The 25,538-nt window shown below is 72.3% G+C and carries 23 protein-coding genes; 14 read left to right on the plus strand and 9 right to left on the minus strand.

Translation table 11 applies throughout. The annotated features are described in order from the left end of the window. Window positions 1-105: 105 nt before the first annotated feature. The 3 genes from E0F75_RS17875 to afsQ1 are packed head-to-tail and all read right to left on the minus strand — an operon-like array spanning window position 106 to window position 2,914. Complete coding sequence (locus E0F75_RS17875) at window positions 106-714, minus strand: hypothetical protein (protein WP_187623499.1); 609 nt, start codon at window positions 712-714, stop codon at window positions 106-108. Beyond that, window positions 711-2,240 carry a HAMP domain-containing sensor histidine kinase gene (locus E0F75_RS17880; protein ID WP_187623500.1) on the minus strand — a complete coding sequence of 510 codons (1,530 nt, stop codon included), beginning with the start codon at window positions 2,238-2,240 and terminating at the stop codon, window positions 711-713. Before E0F75_RS17880 ends, E0F75_RS17875 begins: the two co-directional genes overlap by 4 nt. After that, the gene (gene afsQ1, locus E0F75_RS17885; RefSeq protein WP_017239746.1) at window positions 2,237-2,914 is read right to left on the minus strand and encodes a two-component system response regulator AfsQ1; all 678 of its coding nucleotides are present in this window, start codon (window positions 2,912-2,914) and stop codon (window positions 2,237-2,239) included. Before afsQ1 ends, E0F75_RS17880 begins: the two co-directional genes overlap by 4 nt. Window positions 2,915-3,083: 169 nt before the next feature. On the opposite strand from afsQ1, the gene E0F75_RS17890 reads away from it, so the two are divergent. Then, window positions 3,084-3,803 carry a SigE family RNA polymerase sigma factor gene (locus tag E0F75_RS17890; RefSeq protein WP_030318346.1) on the plus strand — a complete coding sequence of 240 codons (720 nt, stop codon included), beginning with the start codon at window positions 3,084-3,086 and terminating at the stop codon, window positions 3,801-3,803. 144 nt (window positions 3,804-3,947) lie between these two features. Here E0F75_RS17890 and E0F75_RS17895 read toward each other — a convergent pair whose 3' ends face one another. Continuing rightward, window positions 3,948-4,643, minus strand: a complete 696-nt coding sequence (locus E0F75_RS17895; protein WP_187623501.1) for a uridine kinase — start codon at window positions 4,641-4,643, stop codon at window positions 3,948-3,950. A gap of 61 nt (window positions 4,644-4,704) precedes the next feature. On the opposite strand from E0F75_RS17895, the gene E0F75_RS17900 reads away from it, so the two are divergent. Then, window positions 4,705-5,103: a hypothetical protein gene (locus E0F75_RS17900; protein ID WP_187623502.1), complete on the plus strand. Its 399-nt coding sequence runs from the start codon at window positions 4,705-4,707 to the stop codon at window positions 5,101-5,103. Here the strand turns inward: E0F75_RS17900 and E0F75_RS17905 are convergent. Next, window positions 5,036-6,568, minus strand: a complete 1,533-nt coding sequence (locus E0F75_RS17905) for an MDR family MFS transporter (protein ID WP_229312718.1) — start codon at window positions 6,566-6,568, stop codon at window positions 5,036-5,038. The two genes, E0F75_RS17900 and E0F75_RS17905, sit on opposite strands and share 68 nt — an antisense overlap. Window positions 6,569-6,572: 4 nt before the next feature. Next, the gene (locus E0F75_RS17910) at window positions 6,573-7,163 is read right to left on the minus strand and encodes an NADPH-dependent FMN reductase (protein ID WP_187623503.1); all 591 of its coding nucleotides are present in this window, start codon (window positions 7,161-7,163) and stop codon (window positions 6,573-6,575) included. A gap of 114 nt (window positions 7,164-7,277) precedes the next feature. Between E0F75_RS17910 and E0F75_RS17915 the strand changes: the two genes are divergently transcribed. Beyond that, complete coding sequence (locus E0F75_RS17915; RefSeq protein ID WP_187623504.1) at window positions 7,278-8,012, plus strand: TetR/AcrR family transcriptional regulator; 735 nt, start codon at window positions 7,278-7,280, stop codon at window positions 8,010-8,012. A gap of 87 nt (window positions 8,013-8,099) precedes the next feature. Here the strand turns inward: E0F75_RS17915 and E0F75_RS17920 are convergent, their stop codons facing one another. The 3 genes from E0F75_RS17920 to deoC are packed head-to-tail and all read right to left on the minus strand — an operon-like array spanning window position 8,100 to window position 11,390. After that, on the minus strand, window positions 8,100-8,996 hold the full coding sequence (locus E0F75_RS17920) for an aldehyde dehydrogenase (protein ID WP_187623505.1): 897 nt from the start codon (window positions 8,994-8,996) through the stop codon (window positions 8,100-8,102). After that, window positions 8,989-10,425 (minus strand): aldehyde dehydrogenase family protein, encoded by a 1,437-nt coding sequence (locus tag E0F75_RS17925; RefSeq protein ID WP_187623506.1) that lies wholly within the window; start codon window positions 10,423-10,425, stop codon window positions 8,989-8,991. The genes E0F75_RS17920 and E0F75_RS17925 overlap by 8 nt, the downstream gene beginning before the upstream one ends. Before the next feature lie 5 nt (window positions 10,426-10,430). After that, window positions 10,431-11,390: a deoxyribose-phosphate aldolase gene (deoC, locus tag E0F75_RS17930; RefSeq protein WP_187623550.1), complete on the minus strand. Its 960-nt coding sequence runs from the start codon at window positions 11,388-11,390 to the stop codon at window positions 10,431-10,433. 276 nt (window positions 11,391-11,666) lie between these two features. Here deoC and E0F75_RS17935 point away from each other — a divergent pair, with 276 nt between their 5' ends. The 11 genes from E0F75_RS17935 (at window position 11,667) to E0F75_RS17985 (ending at window position 25,507) form a co-directional block, all read left to right on the plus strand. After that, window positions 11,667-13,058: a hypothetical protein gene (locus E0F75_RS17935; protein WP_187623507.1), complete on the plus strand. Its 1,392-nt coding sequence runs from the start codon at window positions 11,667-11,669 to the stop codon at window positions 13,056-13,058. Window positions 13,059-13,169: 111 nt separating this feature from the next. Next, window positions 13,170-13,811 carry a class F sortase gene (locus E0F75_RS17940; protein WP_187623508.1) on the plus strand — a complete coding sequence of 214 codons (642 nt, stop codon included), beginning with the start codon at window positions 13,170-13,172 and terminating at the stop codon, window positions 13,809-13,811. Window positions 13,812-13,845: 34 nt separating this feature from the next. Continuing rightward, window positions 13,846-14,592, plus strand: coding sequence for a PH domain-containing protein (locus tag E0F75_RS17945; RefSeq protein WP_187623509.1), 747 nt, complete (start codon window positions 13,846-13,848; stop codon window positions 14,590-14,592). 319 nt (window positions 14,593-14,911) lie between these two features. Then, complete coding sequence (locus E0F75_RS17950) at window positions 14,912-15,283, plus strand: DUF1508 domain-containing protein (protein ID WP_187623510.1); 372 nt, start codon at window positions 14,912-14,914, stop codon at window positions 15,281-15,283. A gap of 78 nt (window positions 15,284-15,361) precedes the next feature. After that, window positions 15,362-16,366: a phosphate ABC transporter permease subunit PstC gene (gene pstC, locus E0F75_RS17955; protein WP_187623511.1), complete on the plus strand. Its 1,005-nt coding sequence runs from the start codon at window positions 15,362-15,364 to the stop codon at window positions 16,364-16,366. Window positions 16,367-16,415: 49 nt separating this feature from the next. Continuing rightward, window positions 16,416-17,717, plus strand: coding sequence for a phosphate ABC transporter permease PstA (gene pstA, locus E0F75_RS17960; RefSeq protein WP_187623512.1), 1,302 nt, complete (start codon window positions 16,416-16,418; stop codon window positions 17,715-17,717). Further along, window positions 17,714-19,552: a phosphate ABC transporter substrate-binding protein PstS gene (pstS, locus tag E0F75_RS17965; protein ID WP_187623553.1), complete on the plus strand. Its 1,839-nt coding sequence runs from the start codon at window positions 17,714-17,716 to the stop codon at window positions 19,550-19,552. The genes pstA and pstS overlap by 4 nt, the downstream gene beginning before the upstream one ends. Further along, the gene (locus tag E0F75_RS17970; RefSeq protein ID WP_187623513.1) at window positions 19,549-22,110 is read left to right on the plus strand and encodes a hypothetical protein; all 2,562 of its coding nucleotides are present in this window, start codon (window positions 19,549-19,551) and stop codon (window positions 22,108-22,110) included. Before pstS ends, E0F75_RS17970 begins: the two co-directional genes overlap by 4 nt. Window positions 22,111-22,241: 131 nt before the next feature. Then, on the plus strand, window positions 22,242-23,216 hold the full coding sequence (locus tag E0F75_RS17975) for a substrate-binding domain-containing protein (protein WP_187623514.1): 975 nt from the start codon (window positions 22,242-22,244) through the stop codon (window positions 23,214-23,216). 177 nt (window positions 23,217-23,393) lie between these two features. Continuing rightward, window positions 23,394-24,635, plus strand: a complete 1,242-nt coding sequence (locus tag E0F75_RS17980; RefSeq protein ID WP_187623515.1) for a hypothetical protein — start codon at window positions 23,394-23,396, stop codon at window positions 24,633-24,635. Continuing rightward, on the plus strand, window positions 24,632-25,507 hold the full coding sequence (locus E0F75_RS17985; protein WP_187623516.1) for a sortase: 876 nt from the start codon (window positions 24,632-24,634) through the stop codon (window positions 25,505-25,507). The genes E0F75_RS17980 and E0F75_RS17985 overlap by 4 nt, the downstream gene beginning before the upstream one ends. Window positions 25,508-25,538: the final 31 nt, after the last annotated feature.

Below are 25,538 nucleotides of genomic sequence, written 5' to 3' on the forward strand. Positions count from 1 at the left end.
AGACGCCCCGAACACCGAATCCGGTTCCACCGAACCCCACGCGACCCGCCGTGTGGAGGGTCACTGCCCCCGCGGAGCGGCCGGCCGCAGCGGGGGGCGGCGGGATCAGGAGGGTGTCGGGGCCGTCGGCGGGGTCGATTCCGGGCGTTCGCGGAGTTCCGTCGTGCAGCGGTACCGCTTCGGGGCGTACGCGCCCGGGCCGCCGAGCAGCACCGTCTGCTCCCCCGCCCCCGCCGAGCTCGCCGCGAACGTGCAGACCAGCTGCGACAGGGCCGTCGGCGCCAGGTCCTCCGGCTGGCGGCTCAGCCGCAGCGTGCCCGCCGGGTCGCCCTTGTGGCCGCCGCTCACCACCAGCGGGCCGCGGACCGCCGTCGTGTACCCGGCCCGCTGCTCGCTCTCCGAGGGCTCGGCCAGCAGCTGCGCGAGCAGCCCCGACGCCGTGCGTACCGGGTCGCCGCCCGCCTTCTCCTCCGGCAGCGAGCGCCGGTCCACCGCCTCGAGCTGCGAGCCGCAGACCAGGAACACCCGGACCGGCACGCCCTGCACCGCCGCGCCCGTCGTCCCCTCCTGGGTCACGCTGCACGGGACCCGTGACGGGGCCGCGCCGGCGTCCACCGGGACCGACGTGGTCCTGATCCCGCAGCCGGTGGCCAGCGCGGTGAGCACGACGAGCCCGGCCGTCACGGCCGTACGCCCCACAGTGCGGCGTCTCACGCTTCCTCCACCTCGCCCTGGCTGCTGCGGGTCTGCACCTCGCGGGTGATCCCCGACGCGTCGAGCGGCAGCCGCAGCACGAACACCGCGCCGTCCACCGCACCGTCCTCGCCGACCGAGTTGGCGGCGGTGATCGAACCGCCGTGAATCAGCGCGTTCTCCATGGCGATCGACAGGCCGAGCCCGCTGCCGTCGGACCGGGGCCGGGACGCGCTCGCCTTGTAGAAGCGGTCGAAGACGTGCGGCAGCACCTCTTCGGGGATGCCGGGGCCGTGGTCGCGTACGGCGATGACCAGTTCGTCGTCCTCGGTGCGCACCGAGACCCGGACCGGCGAACCTCCGTGCTTCAGCGCGTTCCCGATCAGGTTCGCCAGGATCACGTCGAGCCGGCGCGGATCGAGCGGCGCCACGATGCCGCGCTCGGCGTCCAGGTCGACCGCGTCGAGCCACGCGCGCGCGTCGATGCACGCGGTGATCTGGTCGGCGATGTCCACCTCGTCGAGGACGAGCCGGGCGGTGCCCGCGTCGAAGCGGGTCACCTCCATCAGGTTCTCGACCAGGTTGTTCAGCCGGTGGGTCTCGCTGACCACCAGGGCGACCGCCGGGGCGATCATCGGGTCGAGGGAGTCCTGCTCGTCCTCGAGGACCTCCGTGACGGCGGTGAGCGCGGTCAGCGGGGTCCGCAGCTCGTGCGACATGTCGGCGACGAACCGCCGGGAGGACTCCTCGCGGGCGCTCATGTCCGCGACCTTCTTCTGCAGGGACTCGGCCGCACTGTTGAACGTCCGGGTGAGATCGGCCAGTTCGTCGGCGCCGGTGACCCGGAGCCGGGTGTCGAGCTTGCCCTCGCCGAGCTGCTTGGCCGCCTCGCCGAGCCGGTGCACCGGCCGCAGCACGGTCGTCGCCGCGACCTGCGCGAGCAGCACGGAGCCGGCCACCGCGAGCGCGGTCGCGATCCCGAGCGACCAGGCGAGCGAGTTCAGATCGGCCTTCTCCGCGGCCAGCGACTTGAACATGTAGCCCGCGGGCCCGCCGCCGTCGATCCGCGTCCCGCCGACCAGGTACGGCGTCCCGTTCCGCTCCGTTCGCTGCCAGAACAGGTGGTACGGATACGGGTTGGCCTCCGTCACCGGCCGCTCGGTGTCCACGGCCTCGCGCAGCGAGCGCGGCACGTCGGCCAGGGTGAAGTCGTCCGGGTCCGAGGCGCCGACGATCGGCTTGCCCGCGTCCCGCTCGCCGAGCAGCAGCACCTGGTAGTTGGCGCTGCCCGTCGCCATCAGCTCGGCCGTCCGCCGCAGGTCCTCCTGCGTGGGCCGCAGCGGCAGCGTCGCCGCCCGGTTCTGCATCTCCTGCCGGAAGTCGTTGAGCGCCCCGTCCTGAGTACGCGTCAGCACCGCCTCGCGGTTCAGCCAGTACGCGATGCCGGAGGCGGCGACGGCCGCGGTGAGCGCGACCAGGGCGAAGACGACGACTAGACGCAGACGCAGGCTGGAGAGACGCAGCCGCGTGACGATCCCCTTGCTCACGCAGGAACGTCCAGCCGGTAGCCGACCCCGCGCACGGTGCGGATGAGCGTCGGCGAGGACGGCACGTCCTCCACCTTGGCGCGCAGCCGCTGTACACAGGCGTCGACGAGCCGCGAGTCGCCCAGGTAGTCGTGCTCCCACACGAGCCGCAGCAACTGCTGCCGGGAGAGCGCCTGTCCGGGCCGGCGGCTCAGCTCCAGGAGCAGCCGCAGCTCGGTCGGGGTGAGCTGGAGGTCCTCGCCGTTCTTGGTGACCGTCATCGCGGAGCGGTCGATCACCAGCGAGCCGTAGGTCGCCGAGTCCGTCGACTCCCGCTCCCCGCGCCGCAGTACGGCCCGGATCCGGGCGTCGAGGACGCGGCCCTGCACCGGCTTGACGACATAGTCGTCGGCTCCGGACTCCAGGCCCACGACCACGTCGATGTCGTCGCTGCGCGCGGTCAGCAGGATGATCGGCAACTGGTCCGTGCGGCGGATGCGCCGGCAGACCTCGAAGCCGTCGATGCCGGGCAGCATGACGTCGAGCACGACCAGGTCCGGCCGCTGCTCGCGCAACAGCTGGAGGCCGTCCTCACCGGTCGCGGCGGTGGCCACCCGGTGGCCCTGCCGCGACAGGGAGAGTTCGAGGGCCGTGCGGATGGCGTCGTCGTCCTCGATCAGCAACAGAAAAGGCACGCCGTCATTCTGTCGCATTCGGCCGTCCGAGTTCGACCGCTGGGAGGCGCGCTTCTGCCCGGGCCCCTGTGACACGCCTGTGACAGTCGGCGGACAACGCCATGAAGTCCGATGGGCAAGCTTCATTGCACACGGACCGAAACACACTCCAACCGACGGGGGGCGCCGGATGAACGCACTGCACAGCACCACCTCAAGCGCAGTAGTCACGCGTCTCCACGACGTCGTGCGGAGCACGGAGAAGTCCGGCGCGGTGAACGGGCGGGGGTGCGTTCGCAGCGTCGGGCGTCAGCGCAAGGCGCCGTACATGGTGGCCATTGCTGACGGGGGAGCGGCGTACGGGGAGGTCACGGGGGAGCGCAACTGTTCGGAAGCCGAGTTCACGGCTTACGTCCAGGAGCGTCGTGCCTCCCTGTACGCCACCGCCTACCACCTCACCGGTGACCGGTTCGAGGCCGAGGACCTGCTCCAGAGCGCGCTGTTCTCCACGTACCGCGCCTGGGAGCGGATCAGCGACAAGGCCGCGGTCGGCGGATACCTCCGCCGCACCATGACCAATCTGCACATCAGCGCCTGGCGCCGGCGCAAGCTCAACGAGTACCCGACCGAGGAGCTCCCGGAGACGGTGGGCGAGACGGACGCGATGCGCGGCACGGAGCTGCGCGCGGTGCTGTGGCAGGCGCTGGCCCGGCTGCCCGAGCTCCAGCGGACGATGCTGGTGCTGCGCTACTACGAGGGCCGTACCGATCCGGAGATCGCGGAGATCCTGGACATCAGTGTCGGCACGGTGAAGTCGAGCATCTGGCGGTCGCTGCGGCGACTGCGCGAGGACGAGGTGCTCAGCTTCGGCCGTGACGAGGAGGAGTCCTTCGGCGAGCTGGTGGCCTGAAGGCTGGGGGAAAGACCCACGGGGGCTACGGGGGAAACGGAGCCGTCGGGGGAGCACGGGGGAACCGTACGGGGGTACGGGGAATGGCGACGCGGGTCGTACGAGCTGGGGGGCTCGTACGACCCGCGTCGTGTTCTGCGGCTCTCAGCTGGTCGCGGGCGTGCGGTGGCGGCCCGCTGCCGCCGCCGCCAGACGGCCCAGGGCCTCCGGCTTGGCGCAGGGGTGGGCGCCCAGTTCCGACTGGCGGGCGACGATCGCCCGCTCCGCGCGCATCAGACGCCAGCCGCGACGCAGCAGGAACGGGACCGACTTGCGGCCCTCGCGCAGGTCGCGGGCGAGCCGGCGGCGGAAGGTCGTCGAGGGGCGGCCGCGCAGGCAGAGCGCGTCGGCGAGGACGTCGAGCTCACGGCAGCGGGCCACGATCTCGGCCGCGAAGATCCCCTCCGCCACGAACAGCGGCGTCCGTCCGATGTCCAGCCGCTCGCGGTCCACCCGGGAGCTGGTGGCGAGGTCGTACACGGGGACGTCGGTCCGTCCCGTACGGCACAGTTCGACGATGGCGGCGACGGCCACCTCCGCGTCCCAGGACCCCGGAGAGTCCCAGTCGATGTCCGAGCTGCCCTCCACGAGAGGGAGGGTCGGGTCGTCGGCCTCCTTGTAGAAGTCGTCGAGGCGCAGGACCGGGAGACCGGTGACGGCGGCGAGGGACGACTTGCCGGAGCCTGAGGGGCCCGCGAGCAGGACGACACGGGTCGGGATCGGTTGGGAACTCACGGGACACCAGTGTGAAGCATTCCCCCGTGCAGGGGACCCCCGAGGAGGCCCGTTGGTATCGAGCATCACACCTCAACTACTGTCGGTGTCCGCTCGGTCACCCCGTGGAAATCTCGGAAGGATCATCATGGCGCGTCACGCAGAACCCCGGAGTCCCCGTCGCAGCGCCCTGCTCGCGGCAGGTCTCACCGTCACGGCGGCGGGCGCGGCGGTGCTCGGCGCCGGTGCGGCGGCGCAGGCCGTGGCCCCGGTGCCGCTGCCCGTCGACTCGTTGACCAGGACGGACGCCACCGCGGCCGGTGCGGGTGCGCTGTCCGGTGTCACCCACGGGATCGGCCCGCTGACCCGGCTCCAGCTCGACCCGCTGGCCAACACCGGCGTCGACCCGCTCGACAACGGTCTCGGCACCCAGGTCGCCGACTTCAAGCCGGTGGGCACCAACCTGGTGACCGACCACGTCACGAAGGGCGGGGCAGTGGCCGATCTTCCGGTGGCCGGTCCGCTGACGCGGGGGCTGCTTCCGTAACGGAGCCGGTTCCGGGCCGCAGCGGGGCGTCCCGTACGAGCCACGCCACGGCGAAGGCCAGGGCGGCGAGCAGTGCCGTGCCGAGCAGCACCCCGTGCACCCCGCTCGTCACGGCCGCCCCCAGGTCCTCCCGTACGGGCTCCGGCAGCCGCAGGGCCTGTGCCGGGGTCAGGTGGGTGTCGGCCCCGTCGAGGCGCGCGGTGAACACCGCGCCGAGGACGGCCACGCCGAGCGAGCCGCCGAGCGTCCGCACGAGTGTGACGGTGCCGCTGGCCGCGCCCATGTCGCGCGGCTCGGCGCCGTACATCGTGACGAGCAGCGTGGCCTGCATGAGGAGGCCCATGCCCGCGCCGACGACCACGGTGAGTCCGGAGGCGAGGGCGACGGGGGTGTCCACGTCGAGCAGCAGCAGGGCGAGCGCGCCCGCCGTCATCAGCGCACCGCCGAGGATCGGGTACATCCGGTAGCGGCCGGTACGGGCGATGATCCGGCCCGAGGCCAGCTGCGCGGCGACCATGGCGAGCATCAGCGGGAGCAGCAGCAGCCCGCTCGCCGTGGACGACTGTCCGCGGGCGAACTGCAGGTACTGCGGGAGGTAGTTCAGGGCGGCGATCATGCCCGCGCCGACCAGGAGGCTCAGGATCTGCGCCAGCGTGAAGTTGCGGGTGCGGAAGAGCCGGGGCGGGATCACGGGCTCCTCGGCCCGCCGCTCGACCCGGACGAACCAGGCGAGCGCCACGACCGCGAGCGTTCCCAGGGCCAGGATCCGGGGTGAGGTCCAGGCGTGGGCGGTGCCGGCCCAGCCGGCGAGCAGGGTCAGCGCGAGGACCCCGGTGGTCAGCAGCAGGGCTCCCGCCCAGTCGACGCGGGCTCGGACGCGCGGGGTCCTTACGCGCAGGCGGAGCGAGACGATCAGCAGGGCGGCGAGGCCGACGGGCAGGTTGACGTAGAAGGCCCAGCGCCAGTTCAGGTGGTCGGTGAGGAGGCCGCCGAGGAGCGGGCCGCCGGCGAAGGCCACCGGCAGCATCGCCCCGGTGACTGCCTGGACCCGGGCGCTGTCCTTCGGGGCCACCAGGGTGCCGATGAGTGCGAAGGCGCCGACCATCAGGCCGCCGGCGCCGATGCCCTGGAGGGCGCGGAAGGCGATGAGCTGTCCCATGCTCTGCGCGAGGCCGGAGAGGACCGATCCGGCGAGGAAGACGCCGACGGCGGAGAGGTAGGCCCCCTTGCGGCCGTGGAGGTCGCCGAGCTTGCCCCAGAGCGGGGTGGCGACGGCCGCGGTGAGGAGATAGGCGGTGACGACCCAGGACAGCCGGTCGAGGCCGCCGAGTTCGCCCGCGATGGTGGGGAGGGCGGTGCCGACGATCGTGCCGTCGAGGGTCGCGAGGACGACGCCGAGCATGAGCCCGGCGACGCCCAGGTAGGGGATGCGGGTCTCCCGCGGGGACGTCTGAGCGGTCGTCATTGGTTTAGGCCGCGTAGGGCTTGTTCGTGCGCGCGTCGCGCAGTGCCTCGCCCCACCACACGAGTTGGTCGAGCATCGCCTTCGCCGCGGTGTCGGCGGCGGCGTCGGCGGCCCGGCCGTTCTCGTCGAACTGTCCCCAGACGCCCTGGAGTCCGACCGTCTCGCGGATGGTGACGGCGTGCAGCTCGGCGAAGACGCCCCGCAGGTGCTCGACGGCGCGCAGGCCGGCGGAGAAGCCGCCGTAGGCGACGAAGCCGACGGGCTTCGCGTGCCATTCCCGGTTGTGCCAGTCGATCGCGTTCTTCAGGGAGGCCGGGTAGCTGTGGTTGTACTCGGGGGTCACCACGACGAAGGCGTCGGCGGCGGCCAGACGCGGTGACACGGCGGCGAGCAGGGCGCGGTCCTCGGCCCGCTCGGGGGCCTGGCCGAGGTGCGGGAAGACGGTCGGCAGCGGGGTCTCGGCCAGGTCGATCAGGTCGGTGGTCAGATCGGGGCGGTCGGCGGCGTGGGTGAGCAGCCAGTTCGCGACGACGGGGCCGAGGCGGCCGTCGCGGGTCGAGCCCTGGATCACGGCGAGGTGGAGCGGAGCGGTCATGGGGTCCCCCTGGAACGGTGATGTGTACGGCGTATACCGACTGGTGTACAACGTACACGCCGATGTGTACGTCGTCTACTGGAGATACGCTGTACGCGAGAGAGGGAGGCCCCAGTGGCGAAGAAGGAAGAGACGGACGACGTCTCGCTGTGGGAACGCCTGGAGCGGCCCGCGGCGGCGCCGCGGGCGTCCCTCAGCGCGGGGAGGATCGCCGAGGTCGCGATCGGCATCGCGGACCGCGAGGGTTTCGCCGCCGTGACGATGCGGAAGGTCGCCACCGAACTGGGCGTCGCGCCCATGGCCGCCTATCGGCACGTCAACGGCAAGGACGAGCTGTGGGCGCTCATGATCGACCGGGTGTCCGGCGAGCTGGCGCCGGTGGACGAGGTCTCCGGCTGGCGGGAGACGCTCCGCGCGTACGCGCTGCGGACCCGGGAGATGATGCTGCGCCACCCCTGGCTGGCCCATATGCCGGCGCCGCTCTTCGCACTCACCCCGACCCGGATGGCGGCGGCCGAGGCTCAGCTGGCCTCGCTCGACGGGCTCGGACTCGACGTCGACACGATGATGGCCGCGTTCCGGGCGGTCAACGCGTACGTCCACGGGGCCACGCAGTCCGAGGCCGCGCTGCTCCAGTACATGGAGGAGCAGGGCTGGCAGAGCGCCGACGAGACGCGGCGGGGGCTCGCCCCGCAGATGTCGTACCTGATGGAGACCGGGCGCTACCCGACCTACCGGCGGTACACCCGGGGGGCGGCGCGCAAGGACGACGCGGCCTGGCAGTTCGAGACGGGACTCGACTGCGTGCTCGACGGCGTGGCGGGGATCGTGGAACGCGGCCGGGCATGACGACAGGCCCCCGGGACCACCCGGGGGCCTGTCGGATCGAACTGGTGAGCCTGGTCGGACCCGACTGGTGAGCCTGGTCGGACCCGGCTAGTACGAAGAGCCGCTCGCGCCCAGCGAACCCGTCGGGTGCCAGACCGTCTTCGTCTCCAGGAACGCCGTCATGCGGTCCGTGCCCGGGGACTCCGCGAAGTCCTCCGTGCGCGGGCGCAGGACGCGCTTCAGGTTGTCCGCCGCCGCGATCTCCAGGTCGCGGGCCAGGTCGCCCTCGGTCGCGCCCGTCAGGTCGATCGCGTTGACGTCCTGGTGGGCCGCCAGGTGCGGGCCCATCTCCGCGGCCTTGCCGGAGAGGATGTTGACGACACCGCCCGGCAGGTCGGAGGTGGCGAGCACCTCGCCCAGGGAGAGGGCGGGGAGCGGGGACTTCTCCGAGGCGATGACGACCGCCGTGTTGCCCGTGGCGATCACCGGGGCGATCACCGAGACCAGGCCGAGGAAGGACGAGTCCTGCGGGGCCACGACCGTGACGACACCGGTCGGCTCGGGCGTGGAGAGGTTGAAGTACGGGCCCGCGACCGGGTTCGCACCGCCCACGACCTGGGCGATCTTGTCCGTCCAGCCCGCGTACCAGACCCAGCGGTCGATCGCCGCGTCGACGACCTCGGCGGCCTTCGACTTCGACAGGCCCTCCGCCTCGGCGACCTCGCGGACGAACTGGTTCTTGTGCCCCTCCAGCATCTCGGCGACGCGGTAGAGGACCTGGCCGCGGTTGTACGCGGTCGCGCCCGCCCAGCCGCCGAAGGCCTTGCGGGCGGCGACGACCGCGTCACGCGCGTCCTTGCGGGAGGAGAGTGGAGCGTTCGCCAGCCACTTGCCCTTGGAGTCGGTCACCTCGTACACCCGGCCGCTCTCGGAACGGGGGAACTTGCCCCCGACGTACAGCTTGTAGGTCTTGAAGACGCTCAGCCGCGTCGCCGACTCAGACATCGAGGTAGGCCTCCAGACCGTGACGGCCGCCCTCGCGGCCGAAGCCCGACTCCTTGTATCCGCCGAACGGCGAGGTCGGGTCGAACTTGTTGAACGTGTTGGCCCAGACGACACCGGCGCGGAGCTTGTTGGCGACCGCCAGGATGCGGGAGCCCTTCTCCGACCAGATGCCGGCGGACAGGCCGTACTGGCTGTTGTTGGCCTTCGCGACGGCCTCGTCGGGCGTACGGAAGGTCAGCACCGACAGGACCGGGCCGAAGATCTCGTCGCGGGCGACCGTGTGCGCCTGTGTGACGTTCGTGAAGAGCGTCGGGGCGAACCAGTAACCGGCCTCGGGGATGTCGCAGGCGGCGGTCCAGCGCTCGGCGCCCTCCGCCTCGCCCTGCTCCACCAGCGAGGTGATCCGCGCCAGCTGCTCCGAGGAGTTGATGGCGCCGATGTCGGTGTTCTTGTCCAGCGGGTCGCCGAGGCGGAGGGTGTTCAGACGGCGCTTCAGGCTGTCGAGCAGCTCGTCCTGGATCGACTCCTGGACGAGGAGGCGCGAGCCCGCGCAGCAGACCTGGCCCTGGTTGAAGAAGATGCCGTTGACGATGCCCTCGACGGCCTGGTCGATGGGGGCGTCGTCGAAGACGATGTTCGCGCCCTTGCCGCCCAGCTCCAGGGTGACCTTCTTGTCGGTGCCGGCGATCGACCGCGCGATGGCCTTGCCGACGGCGGTCGAACCGGTGAACGCGACCTTGTTCACGTCCGGGTGCGCGACCAGCGCGGCGCCCGTCTCCCCGTACCCGGGAAGGATGTTGACGACGCCCTTCGGCAGCCCGGCCTGGCGGCAGATGTCCGCGAAGAACAGGGCGGTCAGCGGGGTCGTCTCGGCCGGCTTCAGGACGACCGTGTTGCCGGTCGCGAGCGCCGGGGCGATCTTCCACGCCAGCATGAGCAGCGGGAAGTTCCACGGGATGACCTGACCGGCCACGCCGAGCGGGCGCGGGTTCGCGCCGTAGCCCGCGTGGTCGAGCTTGTCGGCCCAGCCCGCGTAGTAGAAGAAGTGCGCGGCGACCAGCGGGAGGTCCGCGTCGCGCGTCTCCTTGATCGGCTTGCCGTTGTCCAGGGTCTCCAGGACGGCCAGCTCACGGCTGCGCTCCTGGATGATCCGGGCGATGCGGAAGAGGTACTTGGCGCGCTCGGAGCCGGGCAGCGCCGACCACTTCTCGAACGCCTTGCGGGCCGCCTTCACCGCACGGTCGACGTCCTCGGCGCCCGCCTGGGCGATCTCGGAGAGGACCTCCTCGGTGGCCGGGGAGACGGTCTTGAAGACCTTGCCGTCGGCCGCCTCGACGAACTCGCCGTCGATGAAGAGGCCGTAGTTGGGGGCGATGTCGACGACGGACCGGGACTCGGGCGCCGGTGCGTACTCGAATGCAGATGCCATGTTGATCAGTCCACCGTCACGTAATCGGGGCCGGAGTAACGGCCGGTCGCCAGCTTCTGGCGCTGCATCAGCAGGTCGTTGAGCAGGCTGGAAGCGCCGAAGCGGAACCAGTGGTTGTCCAGCCAGTCCTCGCCCACGGTCTCGTTGACGAGAACCAGGAACTTGATGGCTTCCTTGGTGTTCCGGATGCCGCCGGCCGGCTTCACGCCGATCTGCACGCCGGTCTGCGCGCGGAAGTCGCGCACCGCCTCCAGCATGAGCAGCGTGTTGGCCGGGGTGGCGTTGACCGCGACCTTTCCGGTCGAGGTCTTGATGAAGTCCGCGCCGGCCATCATGCCGAGCCAGGAGGCGCGGCGGATGTTGTCGTACGTGGACAGCTCGCCGGTCTCGAAGATCACCTTGAGGCGGGCGCGGTCGCCGCACTCCGCCTTGATCGCGGCGATCTGCTCGTAGACCTTCAGGTAGTGGCCGGCGAGGAAGGCGCCGCGGTCGATGACCATGTCGATCTCGTCGGCGCCGGCGGCGATGGCGTCGGCCGTGTCGGCCAGCTTCACGGGGAGCGCGGCGCGCCCGGCCGGGAAGGCGGTGGCGACGGAGGCGACCTTGACGCCGGAGCCCGCGACGGCGGCCTTGGCGGTGGCCACCATGTCCGGATAGACGCAGACGGCGGCGGTCGTCGGGGTCGCACGGTCGGTCGGATCGGGACGGACGGCCTTGGCGGCGAGCGCCCGGACCTTGCCCGGGGTGTCCGCGCCTTCGAGCGTCGTCAGGTCGATCATGGAAATGGCCAGGTCGATGGCGTACGCCTTGGACGTGGTCTTGATCGAGCGGGTGCCGAGGGACGCGGCGCGCGCCTCCAGGCCGACGGCGTCGACGCCGGGCAGCCCGTGGAGGAAGCGGCGCAGCGCACCGTCGGACGCGGTCACGTCGGCGAATGCGGATGCTGCGGATGCAGTGGTGGGCATGGTCACCAGTCGAGCATATCTACGCGCGTAGCGACCTGTACAGGGGACCGGCTTCGCAGAGCCCGAGGTCACAGCCGGGCGTCGGCGTGGTGGCGTGCGCCGGGAGGGGGTGGTGAGCCCTGTCACACGCCCGTGACGCGGAGTGGACGAGTCCTGAATACAAGATCAATAGATTTTTTCCTGCAGCCAGCCAGACCTCACCGGACAGCACGAACGGACCGAGAAAAAGCGGCATGCGACTCTCCCATCCACCTGCCTGAATTCACAGGAGTCGTTATGCGCACCGCCCTTCGCACCGCCATCGCCACCGCCCTCGTCGCGGGCGTCGCGATCACCGCTCCGGCGCTCGCCGCCGGTGCCGCCTTCGCCGCCGGTACGACCCCGGCGCCGAAGGCCACCACGGCCGCCGCCCCGGCCGTCACCGCGGAGGACGCCCCGGCCGTCACCGCGGAGGACGCCCCCGTCCGCACGGTCCAGCTGGCCGGCGGGCTGTCGGCGAAGGTGTACGCCAAGGGCGACCAGCACCCGTACTACACCGCCACCGTCGTGCGGGACGGGCACGTGCTCGGCGAGCTGAAGGCGGGCGGCGGCTACGCCCAGCAGGACACCGAGGTCTTCGCCGGACACTCGGTGACCCTGAACTCCGAGGGCGAGGTGACCGCGACCGCGGTCGACACCCCGAAGGGCACCCTCGTCCGTACCGAGACGCTCCTGACCGGCACCGTCGCCAAGATCTACAAGGTCAACCAGCTGGACTACCGCGCGGAGCTCTTCCGCCAGGGCAGCCCGGTCGGCGTCGTGGAGGCGAACAGCCGCTCCGCCGCGGGGCAGGACAACGGCGAGTTCTTCGTCCTGAACCAGGACGGCACGACCCACAACTGGATCGGGAACATCGCCCCGAACACCCCCGGCCTCTACCGCCTCGTCGACGGCACCGTCCTCCAGCTCGCGAAGAAGGACGGGCGCTTCGGCCTCCAGCTGATCGAGAACGGCAAGGGCCGCGGCTACACGTACGTGAACGGCGCCCGCGCCGTGTGGACCTTCGGCAAGGCGGTCGTCGTCCTGGAGTCGGACGGACAGTTCGCCGCGTACGTGCCCGGCTACAGGTACCAGGCGGCCCCGAAGCCCGTCGTCGAGGCCCCGGCCCCCGTCGCCACCGGCGAGTGCACGGTCCAGCAGGTCGTCCCCTCGGTGTTCGGGCTCGGGTGGACCGTCGCCCTCACCAACGACCTGGAGAAGGGCCCGAAGGCGGTCCTCACGGACGAGCAGGGCGAGGTGCGCGGGACGGCGGACCGCGCCCACCCCTTCGACAGCGCCGTTGGGCTCAAGATCGAGGGTGCCGGCACCCTCGCCCCGCGGTTCGGCCAGCGCACCCAGGGCGGTGACACGCCGTTCCGCTGGACCTCCTTCCCGGCGCTCCCGAAGGGCTGCGAGAAGGACGGCTCCACCGCGTCCCCGACGCCCTCCGCCACCACCGGCACGAACGTCACCGCGAACAACGCCGGCCAGACCTCCGTCGTCCCGAAGGGCGGCGTCGCGGCCGGTGCCGAGCTCGGCGCGTCGGACGACTCCACCGCGCTCGTCGCGGCCGGTGCCGGTGCCGCCTCGCTCGCTGCCGCGGGCCTCGGCTTCGTGGTCCTGCGCCGCCGGGCCTCCGCCCGCGTCTGATCCCGCACCACCCGTCTCCTCGCCCTTCGACCCGAGCGGGAGCACACCCCACCCCTGGCCGGCCGTCGCACTCCACGCGGCGGCCGGCCGCACCCTGTCCGGAGCCCTCCCGTGAACCGTCGCCGTGCCCGTACCGCCTCCGTCCTCCTCCTGGCCGGCCTCGCCGCGCTCACCGGCTGCTCGGCCGGGAGCGGGCAGCAGGCCGTCACCCCGCCCGCGCGGATCTCCGAGGCCACCGCCGCCCCCACGCCGGACGCGAGCTCCGCCCCCGTCCGTCCGCTCGCCCGCTCCCTGCCCGTCCGGGTCCGGGTCCCCGCCGCCGGGGTCGACACCGGCCCCACCGGGCCCGTCCTGGAGCTCGGGCTCGCCGCCGACGGCACCGTCGAGGTGCCCTCGGTCGCGGACGCCGACCGCATCGGCTGGTACGACAAAGGCGTCACACCCGGGCAGACCGGCCCCGCCGTCCTCATCGGGCACTTCGACACCGCCCGGGGCCCCGCCGTACTGAAGAACGTGTCCAAGGTCGCGGTCGGCGACGAGATCACCGTGACCCGGGCCGACGGCACCACCGCGGTCTTCCGGGTCAGGGAACTGGAGCAGGTCGACAAGGACGCCTTCCCGACGGCCAAGGTGTACGGCGACACCGACCGCCCCGAGCTGCGCCTCATCACCTGCGGCGGCGAGCTGACCGACGGCCACCGCCCCGACAACATCATTCTGTACGCGGATCTCGTGGCCACGCGGGCCGCCTGAGCCCCCACCGGCCCACTGAGGCAGAATCGGCCCCATGACGACCCCCGAGCCGACCCCCGAGCCCAGCCACGAGCCGAGCCGCGAGTCGACCCCCGAGCAGCCGTCCGCCGGGAAGAAGCCCGCGGGGCGGAAGCCCGCCGGGCAGAAGTCCGCAGGGCGGCAGTCCACGGGGCCGGAGTCCCCCGACCGTGTCTTCCGGTCGCCGCTCGGGATCGCGAGCGGGGTGTTCCTGCTGATCCTCGCGGCACTGTTCGCCGGTGACGTGCTGTTCCGCGGCGAGGGCCGGTCGCCCTGGCTCGCGCTCGCGGGCCTCCTCCTCGCCGTGCCGCTGATCGTGGCCTTCACGATCCGGCCCGCCGTGTACGCCAACGACGACCGGCTCCGGATCCGCAACCCGTTCCGGTCGATCACGCTGCCCTGGTCGACGGTCGCCGACGTCCGCGCCGGCTACTCCAGCGAGGTCTTCACCCAGGACGGCGCGAAGTACCAGCTGTGGGCCGTCCCCGTCTCTCTGCGCCAGCGCAAGAAGGCGGCCCGCCGCGCCTCCCGCGCCTCCCAGGACGACCCGCACGGCCGTACCTCGGTCACCGCCGACGTCCGGGACAGCTCGTCGCGCACCGCGCCCACCGACCAGACCGTCGCCGATCTGCGCGAGCTCGCCGAGCGCCGCGCGGGCACCCCGGGCGCGCGGGGCGAGGCGCGGGTGCGCTGGGCGTACGAGATCGTCGGCCCCGCGGCGGCCGGGCTGCTGCTCCTGGTGATCCTTCTCGCGACGGGCTGACCCTGCTCGCGACGGTCGGCCCCCCCCCTCGCGACGGGCTGACCCTGCTCGCGACGGTCGGCCCCCCTCGCGACGGACCGACCCTGCTCGCGACGGTCGCCCCCTCACGACGGGCCGACCCTTCGCAGAATCGGCACGTCCACAGCCGGCGCGGGGCGCCGATCTCGTCAGACTGTCCTGTTCCCGAGGGGTCGCACGCGCTGCCGGTGTCCTAGGGGCAACCTCCTGGTGAAGCGTGCAACCCCGCAATTGGTTTAGCACCCAACAGTCACTCCGGTCTCAATAGATTGCGCTTGCCGAGACTGTGGGGGTGGGGGCGATGACCAAGGACACCGGTGTGTCCGGGACGCGTTGTCTGGTCGACATGGGGGCCGACGGACGCTACGGATGGCGACTCGTCGCGCAGAACGGGAGGGTCGTCGCGCGTTCGGGGGTCTGTTACGACGACCACGCCCGGTGCCGGGAGGCCTTCACGGCCCTGTGCACCGGGCACGCGGACATGGCCGGCGGTGTCCAGCACACGGCCGGCGGCAACGGCTGGGTGTGGCTGCTGCGCGACGCCGAGGGGCGTACCGCCGCCCTCTCGGGACGCTCCTACGAGCGTCATTCCACCTGTCGTACCGCCTATGCGCGGTTCCGCGCCCTGATCGCCGCCGAGGGGCCCAGATGGGCCTCGACTGCCTTACGGTGAACGGAAGTTGCCCCCCGCACTCCCCTCGTTCACGTCGAGGGGAACACCTGTCCACCGGGCGGGACTTACGTCCTTCCCGTGACGACCGAGACCCTTGACCCGCCGCCCGACACGCCGCGACGGCTCCATGCCGACCCCGGCCTTCCCGACCGGGTCTTCCGCGCCGTCGCCCGCACCGGCGGCGGCTTCGTCCTCGCGGTCATGCTCCTCGTCGGCGGCTTCCTGCTCCTCCGCGCCTGGCAGGCCCTCGACCGCGCCGGACTCTCCTTCCTCACCACCGAGAACTGGGAGCCCGACGCCGGACGGTTCGGCATCGCGGCCGTCCTCCTCGGCACCGTCCTGATCGCCCTCGTCGCGATCGTCGTGGCCGTGCCGCTGGCCACCGGAGCCGCGCTCTACATCTCCGAGTACGCGGCGCCCAGGCTGCGCCGCACCCTGATCTCCACCGTCGACCTGATGGCCGCCGTGCCCTCCGTCGTCTACGGCCTGTGGGGCGTCTTCTGGCTGGAGGAGTCGATCCTCCCGATCGCCCGCTGGATCGCCACGTACTTCGGCTGGATCCCGTTCCTGCGCGTGGACGGCGCCGACCCCGACGATCCGCTGGCCCCGCCCACCGTCTACACGTCGTCGACCTTCGTCGCCGGTCTCGTCGTCGCGATGATGGTCGCGCCGATCATCTGCTCGATCATGCGCGAGGTCTTCTCCCAGGCCCCCGCGGGCGAACGCGAGGGCGCCTACGCGCTCGGCGCCACCCGCTGGGGCATGATCCGCAGCGTCGTCCTGCCCTTCGGCAAGGGCGGCATGATCGGCGGCACCATGCTCGGCCTCGGCCGCGCGCTCGGCGAGACCATCGCCGTCTACATGGTCATCTCGCAGGTCTTCACCATCCAGTGGCACGTCCTGCAGACCGGCACCAGCTCGGTGTCCTCACTCATCGCCCTGCGCTACGGCGAGGCCACGCCCTTCGGCATGTCCGCCCTGATGGCGGCCGGCTTCGCGCTCTTCGTCATGACCCTGATCGTCAACTTCGCCGCTTCGTCCATCGTCGCGCGCAGCCGCTCCGGCGCCAGCAGCGACGCCTGAGGGCCTGTCGGCCCCGGCCCGTGCTCTCCTCAAGGGGGACCCGAACCCGATGACCATCGCCCCGGAGCGGCCGAGGCTGCGACCGCCCACCGAGAAGGCCCCGCCGCCCCCCGGACCCGAACGCCGCCGCACCACCGGCACCACCCGCGCCTCCGACGTGTACGCCCTGTTCGGCGCCGCGGCCGCCTCGCTCGCCCTCACCTGGCTCCTCTTCGCCCGCCTGCTGCCCTTCAGCGGCGCCGTCGGCTTCGTGATCGTCGCGTACGTCCTCTTCATCGGGCTGTACGCGCTGCTCGTCTCGTTCGACGAGGACGGGCCCGCCGTACGGGACCGGATCGCCGGAGTCGTCGTCCGCAGCCTCGGTCTGCTGCTCCTCGCCGTCCTCGTCTTCGTCGTCGCCTTCACGCTCTGGGAGGGCCGCAGGGCCCTCGTCCACCTCAACTTCTTCACCGAGGACATGAGCCTGGCGGGACCCCTCGAACCGCTCGACGTCGGCGGCATCCTGCACGCCGTCGTCGGCACCCTCGAACAGGTCGGCATCGCGCTCGCGATCACCGTGCCCACCGGCATCGTCTGCGCCGTCTTCCTCACCGAGGTGCCCGGCCCCTTCGCGCGCCTGGTCCGCACGATCGTCGAAGCCATGACGGCGCTGCCGTCGATCGTCGCGGGGCTCTTCATCTACGCGACCGTCATCCTGGCCCTGGGCACCGAGCGTTCCGGTCTCGCCGCCTCGCTCGCCCTCGCCGTGATGATGCTGCCGATCATCATCCGCGCCTCCGACGTCGTCATCCGGCTCGTCCCCGGCACGCTGCGGGAGGCCTCGTACGCCATGGGGTCCTCGCGCTGGCGCACGGTCTGGCACGTCGTCCTGCCGACCGCCCGCTCGGGGCTGACCACGGCCGTGATCCTCGGCACCGCGCGCGGGGTGGGGGAGACCTCGCCCGTGCTGCTGACCGCCGGGTTCACCGCCGAGCTGAACGCCCTGCCGACGTCCGGCGCGCAGGTCTCCCTGCCGCTCGCCACCTTCGAGCTCGTCAAGTCGCCCGAACCGAACATGATCGCCCGCGGCTTCGGCACCGCCGCCGTCCTGATGCTGCTCGTCCTGCTCCTCTTCGTCCTCGCGCGGATCGCGGGCGGGCGCGGACCGGGGCAGCTGACGAAGCGCCAGGAGCGGCGCAGGGCCCTCGCGTCGCGGCAGGACGCGGCGCGATGGGTCGCCGCCCCCGGGCCGGCCCCGGCCCCCGAGCCCCCTTCCGCCTCCGGGCCGGACCCGGCCCCCGGGACCCCTTCCGCCTCCGGGTCCTCCGCCGCGCCCGCCGACCGATCCGTACCTCCGAGGAGTACGCCGTGAGATCCGCCGCCCCGCTCGCCCGCACCGCCCTGGGGCTCGCCGCAGCCCTGTGCGCGGTGCTCGCCCTGCTCGTCCATCCGCCCGCGGCGCAGGCCGCCGGGTACACCAAGATCACCGGCTCCGGTTCCACCTGGAGCTCCAACGCCGTCGAGCAGTGGCGCCGCAACATCGGCGCCAACGTCGGCCTCACGGTCAACTTCAACGCCAACGGCTCCTCGCAGGGCCGCGAGCAGTTCAAGAACGGCACCGTCGACTTCGCCGTCTCCGAGATCCCGTACGGCCTCAACGACGGCGGCGCCACCGACGTACCGCCGCGCCGGGGCTACGCGTACATGCCGATCGTCGCCGGCGGCACCGCCTTCATGTACAACCTGCGGATCGGCGGCCGCCAGGTCACCAACCTGCGCCTCTCGGGGCCCGTCCTCGCGAAGGTCTTCACCGGCCGGCTGACCATGTGGAACGCGCCGGAGATCAAGGCCGACAACCCCGGCCTGAACCTCCCCGCCCGCCGCATCGTCCCCGTCGTGCGCTCCGACGGCTCGGGCACGACGGCCCAGTTCACCACCTGGCTCGCCAAGGAGAACGGCCCCGTCTGGGACGACTACTGCCGTCGCGCCGGCCGCTCCACCCCCTGCGGCATGACCTCGTACTTCCCGGTCGTGCCCGGCACCACCACCGTCGCCAAGTCCGGCTCGCTCGGCGTCTCCGCGCACGTCCGCCAGCCGCAGGGCGAGGGCGCCATCACGTACGTCGAGTACTCGTACGCGATCAACGCGCACTTCCCGGTCGTCAAGGTGCTCAACGCCTCCGGCTACTACGTCGAGCCGACCGCGCAGGCCGTCGCCGTCGCCCTGCTCAAGGCCCGGATCGACTCCGACCGGAACTCGACGAACTACCTGACGCAGATCCTCGACGACGTCTACCGCTCCCGGGACGAGCGCAGCTACCCGCTCTCCAGCTACAGCTACATGGTCGTCCCCACCTCGGAGACCACCCCGCACACCACCGAGAAGGGCCGCTCGCTCGGCACCTTCGCCCGCTACTTCCTCTGCGAGGGCCAGCAGCAGGCCGAGGAGCTCGGCTACTCGCCGCTCCCGAGGAACCTCGTGCAGGCCGGCTTCGACCAGGTCCGCCGGATCCCCGGCGCGCCGACCGGCGCGGTCGACCTGTCCGACTGCCGCAACCCCACCTTCTCGGCCGACGGGACCAACACGCTCGCCAAGAACGCGCCGCGGCCGAAGGCCTGCGACAAGCGCGGGCCGACGCAGTGCGGAGACGGCACGGGCGGTGCGAAGGGCACGAACACGCAGGTGAACAACGGCGGTTCGGCCGGGGGCTCCGCCACGGGCGGCTCGACCGGCGGCAACGGAAACGGCTCGGGTTCGGGCGGCTCCGGCGGCTCGACCGGCACCGGCTCCAACGGAGCCGGCTCCACCGGCGGTTCGGGCGACGGCGGCACGGGCGGGGCCACCGGCTCCGGCACCGGCTCCGGGACGGGCAACGGTGGTTCCGCGAGCGGCGGAACGGGCGGGAGTACGGGCTCCGGCGGCGGCTCCGCCACCGGCGGCGCCACGGGCGGCGGAGCCGTGGACCCCGACACCGGCGAGGTCATCGGCGACGGCGGCGGTACGGGCGGTGGCACCGGCGGCGGCCAGGACTCCGGCGGCAACCAGATCGTCGGCACCCCGGTCACCCTCGCCGCCGACACGGGCGGCGGCCTGCGCGGCGTCCTCATGGCCCTCTCCGCCTTCCTGCTCCTCGCCACCGTCGTCGCGCCGCCGCTCGTCGGCCGCGCGCTCACGGCCCGGGCCGAACGCCAGGGAGGCGGACAGTGAGGCCGACGCTCACCCGGAGGGCCGGACTCGGCTCGCTCCTCACCGCCGTCGTGCTCGCCCTCGTCCCGCTGCCGCAGGACACGCCCGCGGCGGCGGCGACCGGCCCTTCGCAGAACTCCGCGGTGACGAAGCGCGGGACCAAAGGGCCGTACGACGACTTCTCGAAGCTCGAAGTGACGGTCCACCAGACGAGGAACCTGCGCTCGCAGGGGCTGAGCGTGACCTGGAAGGGCGGGACGCCGACGCAGGGGCGGAACACCGACTACCTCCAGATCATGCAGTGCTGGGGCGACGACCCGGCAGGGCCGAGGCGTGAGCAGTGCCAGCTCGGCGCCGGCGCCAAGGGCTCCGACTTCGGCGCCTTCATCGGCAGCCGTCTTCTCCCGGTCGGCTCCGACCCGCTGGAGAAGCAGTACGGCGAGCAGATCCCCGACCCGGAGTACCCGGGGCAGACGACCGATCCGTTCGTGCCCTTCACCCCGGTCTCCGGCCCGGCCACGACCAAGCCCACCGACTGGACCTACTTCAGCCCCGGCGACAGCAACGAGGAGTTCTTCGCCACCACGCAGCCCGACGGCACGGGGGAGATGGGCTTCAACCTCCAGTCCACCCGGGAGGCCCCGCACCTGGGCTGCGGCGACCCGATCGGGTCGGACGCGAACGTGCGCGGCCGAGGCTGCTGGCTCGTCGTCGTGCCCCGCGGCTCCCACGACCCGAACGGGACCACGGGCCGCCCCGTCACCTCCGCGTTCTCCACCACCAACTGGAACCGGCGCATCGTCTTCCCGCTCGACTTCCTGCCCGTCCGAGAGCCCTGCCCCACGGACAAGGCCGAGCGCCGCATGACCGGATCCGAGCTGGTGACGGACGCGCTCACCTCCTGGCAGTCCTCGCTCTGCGCCGACGGCAGCACCCGCTTCACCTTCACCCAGCGCGGTGAGGACCTGGCCCGGGGCAACCTGCTGAACCCGACCTCCACCTCGCCCGGCCTCGCCTTCACCGTCGAGCCCGTGGAGGGCGGAGAGAAGGCCGGCTTCGTGCACGCGCCCGTCGCCGTCAACGGGCTCACCGTGGGCCTCTACTGGGAGGCCGACAAGATCGGACTCGTCAAGGACCTGAAGCTGAACCCCCGGCTCCTGGCGAAGGTGCTCACCGGCTCGTACCCGTACGACGTACGGCTCCTCAGCGACAAGGCTCCCGTCCCCGACCATCTGAAGGGCAACCCGGAATCGATCCTGCGGGACCCGGAATTCCTGAAGCTGAATCCTGAATTCAAGGAGTTTCAGCAGTCGGTGATGAACTACCCGGGCGGAATTCTGCTCGCCGCCGACCGCTCGGACAGCACGCGGATCGTCTGGAACTATCTTCGTGCCGACCGTGCGGCGCGCGCCTTCCTCGAAGGAAATGCGGACCCCTGGGGAATGAAGATCAACCGCTATTTCAAGGATCTCGGGCTCGCCTCGGCCGGCTCCTACGAGTTCCCGAAGGCCGACCCCACGGAGACGAAGCTGGTCGAGGGGGAGCTGAACATCACGTACGGCATGGTCGACCGCTCCCCGTACGCCATCGACCTGCACGACGCCGCACGCGCGGTCCGGCGGGGCACCAACGGTGCCAAGGACCGTGCGGCGCCCGACGCGGCGACCGGCGGGCTGAAGCTCACGAGCGGCGACGTCCCCCCGGGGTCCCGCCGCGCCTACGGCATCACCGACGCGGCCTCGGCGGCCCGCTACCAGCTCCAGATCGCGGCCCTGCCGAACGCCGACGGCACCTACGTCCACCCCACCACCACCGCCATGCTCAAGGCGGTCGACCAGTTCAAGGACTCCGCCGTGCCGGGCGTCCTCACGGCCGACCCGGCCCGGGCCAGGAACGGCGCCTACCCGCTGACGGTGGTGACGTACGCCGCCGCCTCCACCGGCCTTCCGGCGGACGCCCGCAAGGACTACGCGCGCGTGCTGCGATACGCGGCCGGACCAGGTCAGAAGCAGGGCACCGCCCCCGGTGAGCTGCCCCTCGGCTACGCGCCGATGCCCGCGAAGCTGAAGGCCCAGGCCGCCGCCGCGGCCGACCGCCTGGAGCGCGGGGCGCCGACCGGACCGGGTTCCACCACGGGCGCCGCGACCGGCGGTTCGACCGACGGTGCCGGGGGCGCGAGCGGAGGCTCGGACTCCGGCGGCGGTCAGGGGACGAGCGGTTCCACGGGCTCCTCGGGCGCCGGCTCCGGTGCCTCCGGTGGTGCGGGTTCCGGCGCCGGCGGCGGGTCCGCGAGCGGCGCGGACACCGGCGGGTCCTCCGGGGCGCCGTCCTCCGCCGTCCCGCCGCCGACCTCCGGCGGGGGCACGAACGGCTCCGGCGGCGCACCGGGGGAGAAGCTCGCCGGCACCGGCAGCACCCCGTCGCAGGTGCTCGGTGTCATCCGCTGGGTCCTTCTCTCGGTCCTGGTCGTCGGTGGTCTCGCCGGTATCGCGGGCCCCGCGGTCCTGGCTGCGGCCGGCCGTCGCCGAATTCCCTCGGATTCACCTAGGACAGGAATTCGTCACCTGAAGAGCGGCTGAACGTGGTGGCCGCCCGTGGCGCCCGTGCGGAATTGTTGTTCCCGGCCGGTCGACGGACCGGCCGGTTGAAGAATCCGGATTCTGCTTGTGCGTCCATTCCATGACATCCGTTTCCACGGAGGAGATCAGAAGTGAACGTCAAGTCCCGCGCTCGTATCGGTGCCGCCCTCGGTGTGGCCGCCCTCGGTCTCGGTGTCGCCCTCGCCCCCGCCGCGCAGGCCGACCCCAACCCGATCACCCAGTACCGCACCCTTGCCGGCACCGGCTCGGACACGACCCAGGACGTCCTGAACGGCCTCGGCAACGTCGTCGTCAACGCCCTCGGCCAGAAGATCATCGCGTCCTGGGACGCCACCGGCTCCGCCACGATCAAGACCAAGGCGACCGGCTGTGTGATCAACCGTCCGAACGGTTCCTCGGCCGGCATCGACGCCCTGCGCAACGCCGTGGACACCAACTCCGGCTGCCTCGACTTCGCCCGCTCCTCGCGCGGCCCGGCCGACACCAGCACCACGGACCTGACCTGGATCCCGTTCGCCAAGGACGCGGTGTCCTGGGCGAAGCGCTCCGACAGCGCGCTGCCCTCCGACCTGACGGCGACGCAGCTCAAGGACATCTACGAGTGCAACCTCACGTCCCTCAACGGCGTGGCGCTCACCCCGATCCTGCCGCAGAGCAACTCCGGCACGCGTCAGTTCTTCCTCTCCTCCATCGGCGTGACCACCCCGGGCGCCTGCGTCCAGCAGGGTGTCCAGGAGAACGACGGCACCGTCCTTGACAGCGCCGGCGACGTCGCCCCGTACTCCGTCGCCTCCTACACGGCGCAGGAGAAGGGTGTCGTCACCAACCGTCGCGGCGCCGCCGTCCTCGGCTCCGTCGGCACCGTCGCCCCGCGCAACGCCGACAAGACGCTGAACCCGGCCTTCCCCTACCTCCGCGACGTCTACAACGTCGTCCCGACGGCGAAGCTGACCAACGCCACGATCTCCGCCACCTTCGTCGGCTCGACCTCCAAGGTCTGCGCCGCCACCACGACCATCACCAACTACGGCTTCGGCTCCCTCGGCACCGCCTGCGGCGCCACGACCGTCAAGGGCGAGCGCTGATCACCACCGCTCCCTGACCGCACACCGGCCGGGCACCTTCGGGTGCCCGGCCCCCGGGCGTACCCGTGGCGAACGCGCGCCGACCGCCCCCGCTTCCCGCCGGCCGGGCGCTGCCGCCCGAGCAGGCGCCGACCCGCCGACCCACCCACTCCCGCATCCGACTCCTGGGGGACTCGAATGAACCGCCCCGCACCACTGAGATCACCCGTCGCGCTGCTCATGGCGCTCGCTCTCCTCTGCGGCACCCTCGCCGTCGTCCTGGCCATGGCCGCCCCCGCCAAGGCCGCCACGCTGCACGGCGCCTTCACGCTCCAGGGCGGTTCGGGCTCCCTCACCGACAAGCCCGTCGGTACGGGGGTCGGCACCTCCGCAGCCTGCCCCGCGCCGGCCGACCCCGCGAAGCCCTACGTCAAGGTCCGGCTCGGCGTGGTCGAGCCCGGCCTCAGCGGCACCTTCCACGACCTGGCGGTCACCGTCGCGGGGGAGCCCCTGAGCGGTGGCGCCTTCACCCGGCCCATCGACGCCGAGGCCGATTCGCTGTCGCTCCAGGACGGTCTCAAGCGATTCGTCCCCGAAGGCCCGCTGGACGGCCGCTACGAGCTCCGCCTCTACTGCCGGACCGCGAACGGAGCCGAGGCGGAGAACTTCTTCTCCACCATGGTCCAGGTCACCGGTGACACCTGGGCCCCGATCGCACAGAAGGCGACCCTGCTGGAAGTGGTGTCCGACCCCGGCACCGCCGTCGTCGGACAGCCGGCCAGGATCATCGCGAACGTGCAGCCCAAGGAGGCCGCCGGAACGGTGAACTTCCAGAAGTTCGTGAACGAGGAACTCATCGACATCGGCACCGTCGACGTCGTCGCCGGGAAGGCCGAGGTCACCGTCACCGAGTCCGCCGTCAACAACGACGGACTGCCCGTGGTCGCCACGTTCACCCCCACCGACCCCGAGGCCCACACCCCCGCATCCTTCGTCTACTCGCTGTACGTGACCGAGCCCACGCCGACCCCCACCGGCACCACCCCGACGCCGACGGGCACCGGCACCCCCACCCCGACCGTCGACCCCACCGCCACCGACACGCCCACGCCGACGGACACGCCGACCGACACGCCCAGCGAGACGCCGAGCGACACCCCGGGCCCGACCGGCACCGACACCCCCTCGCCGACCGCGAGCGGTGACGCGGACACCACGGGCGGCACCGGAACGAGCGGCGGATCCGGTGGCAGCGGTACGAGCGGCGCCACCGGCGGCGGCGGCTCCGGCGGTACCGACACCCATGGCGGCAACGGCGGCAGCCTCGCCTCCACCGGCGCCTCCGCCGCCTCCGCAGCCCTCGGCTCCCTCGCGCTCTGCCTCCTCGGCGCGGCGGCCGTGATCCAGACCCGCCGCCGCAAGGCGGGCGCCCGCCCGTGACCACCGCACCGCCACCCACCGCCCCCCGCGCCGGGCTCGCCCTGGCCGGGGCGGCGCTGTGCGTTCTCGCCGCGCTGCTCATCGGCTTCGCCGCCAACCTCACCGTCGTCGGACACCTCCAGCACGCCCGCGAGCAGTCCACCGCCTACGACGACCTGCGTGAGCAACTCGCCCTCGGCACCGCCCCGGTGGGGCAGCTCACCTTCGACGGGAAGCCCCTCGCACCCGGCGCCCCCGTCGCCCTGCTCCGCATCCCCGCGCTCGGACTCCGCGAGGTCGTCGCCGAGGGCACCACCTCCGAGGTCCTCATGTCGGGCCCCGGACACCGCCGGGACACCGCCCTGCCCGGCCAGTCCGGCACCAGCGTGATCATGGGCCGCAAGTGGGGCTACGGCAGCCCCTTCAACGACGTGCACCGGCTGCCGAACGGCGCCCGCGTCGAGGTGACCACCGGTCAGGGCAGGGCCGTGTACGAGGTGACGGGCGTCCGGCACCCCGGCGACCCCAACCCCACGGCCCTCGGCCAGGGCCAGGGACGACTCACCCTCATGACCGCGAGCGGCGGCGCGTACACCCCGGAGGACGTCGTCCGGATCGACGCCCGGCTCATCGGCGCGACCCAGCCGAGCCCGCCCCGGCCGCTGCGCCCCGGCTGGATCACGGCCGCCGAGAAGCCCCTCGCGGGCGACCCCGACGCCTGGCCCGGGATCTTCCTCGGCGCCCAGGCGCTGCTGCTCGCCGCCCTGCTCACCGTCCTCGCCCGCCGCCGCTGGGGAAACCGCCAGACCTGGGTCACCGCCGTCCCGGTCCTCGTCGCCCTGGGTGTCCTCGTCTCCGGCGAGCTGACCAGGCTCCTGCCCAACCTCCTCTGACCGCTGTGGAGTTCACACCGTGACCGATCTC

This window comes from Streptomyces sp. CB02980, from assembly GCF_014451325.2.
Taxonomy (GTDB): Bacteria; Actinomycetota; Actinomycetes; order Streptomycetales; family Streptomycetaceae; genus Streptomyces.

What these genes read in the sequence shown, in the direction of transcription:
- E0F75_RS17890 (WP_030318346.1), top strand. Translation starts at nt 3,084, where the DNA reads ATGAACGCACTGCACAGCACCACCTCAAGCGCAGTAGTCACGCGTCTC.
- E0F75_RS17895 (WP_187623501.1), bottom strand. Translation starts at nt 4,643, where the DNA reads ATGCTCGATACCAACGGGCCTCCTCGGGGGTCCCCTGCACGGGGGAAT.
- E0F75_RS17900 (WP_187623502.1), top strand. Translation starts at nt 4,705, where the DNA reads ATGGCGCGTCACGCAGAACCCCGGAGTCCCCGTCGCAGCGCCCTGCTC.
- E0F75_RS17905 (WP_229312718.1), bottom strand. Translation starts at nt 6,568, where the DNA reads ATGACGACCGCTCAGACGTCCCCGCGGGAGACCCGCATCCCCTACCTG.
- E0F75_RS17910 (WP_187623503.1), bottom strand. Translation starts at nt 7,163, where the DNA reads ATGACCGCTCCGCTCCACCTCGCCGTGATCCAGGGCTCGACCCGCGAC.
- E0F75_RS17920 (WP_187623505.1), bottom strand. Translation starts at nt 8,996, where the DNA reads ATGTCTGAGTCGGCGACGCGGCTGAGCGTCTTCAAGACCTACAAGCTG.
- E0F75_RS17925 (WP_187623506.1), bottom strand. Translation starts at nt 10,425, where the DNA reads ATGGCATCTGCATTCGAGTACGCACCGGCGCCCGAGTCCCGGTCCGTC.
- deoC (WP_187623550.1), bottom strand. Translation starts at nt 11,390, where the DNA reads ATGCCCACCACTGCATCCGCAGCATCCGCATTCGCCGACGTGACCGCG.
- E0F75_RS17935 (WP_187623507.1), top strand. Translation starts at nt 11,667, where the DNA reads ATGCGCACCGCCCTTCGCACCGCCATCGCCACCGCCCTCGTCGCGGGC.
- E0F75_RS17945 (WP_187623509.1), top strand. Translation starts at nt 13,846, where the DNA reads ATGACGACCCCCGAGCCGACCCCCGAGCCCAGCCACGAGCCGAGCCGC.
- E0F75_RS17950 (WP_187623510.1), top strand. Translation starts at nt 14,912, where the DNA reads ATGACCAAGGACACCGGTGTGTCCGGGACGCGTTGTCTGGTCGACATG.
- pstA (WP_187623512.1), top strand. Translation starts at nt 16,416, where the DNA reads ATGACCATCGCCCCGGAGCGGCCGAGGCTGCGACCGCCCACCGAGAAG.
- E0F75_RS17980 (WP_187623515.1), top strand. Translation starts at nt 23,394, where the DNA reads ATGAACCGCCCCGCACCACTGAGATCACCCGTCGCGCTGCTCATGGCG.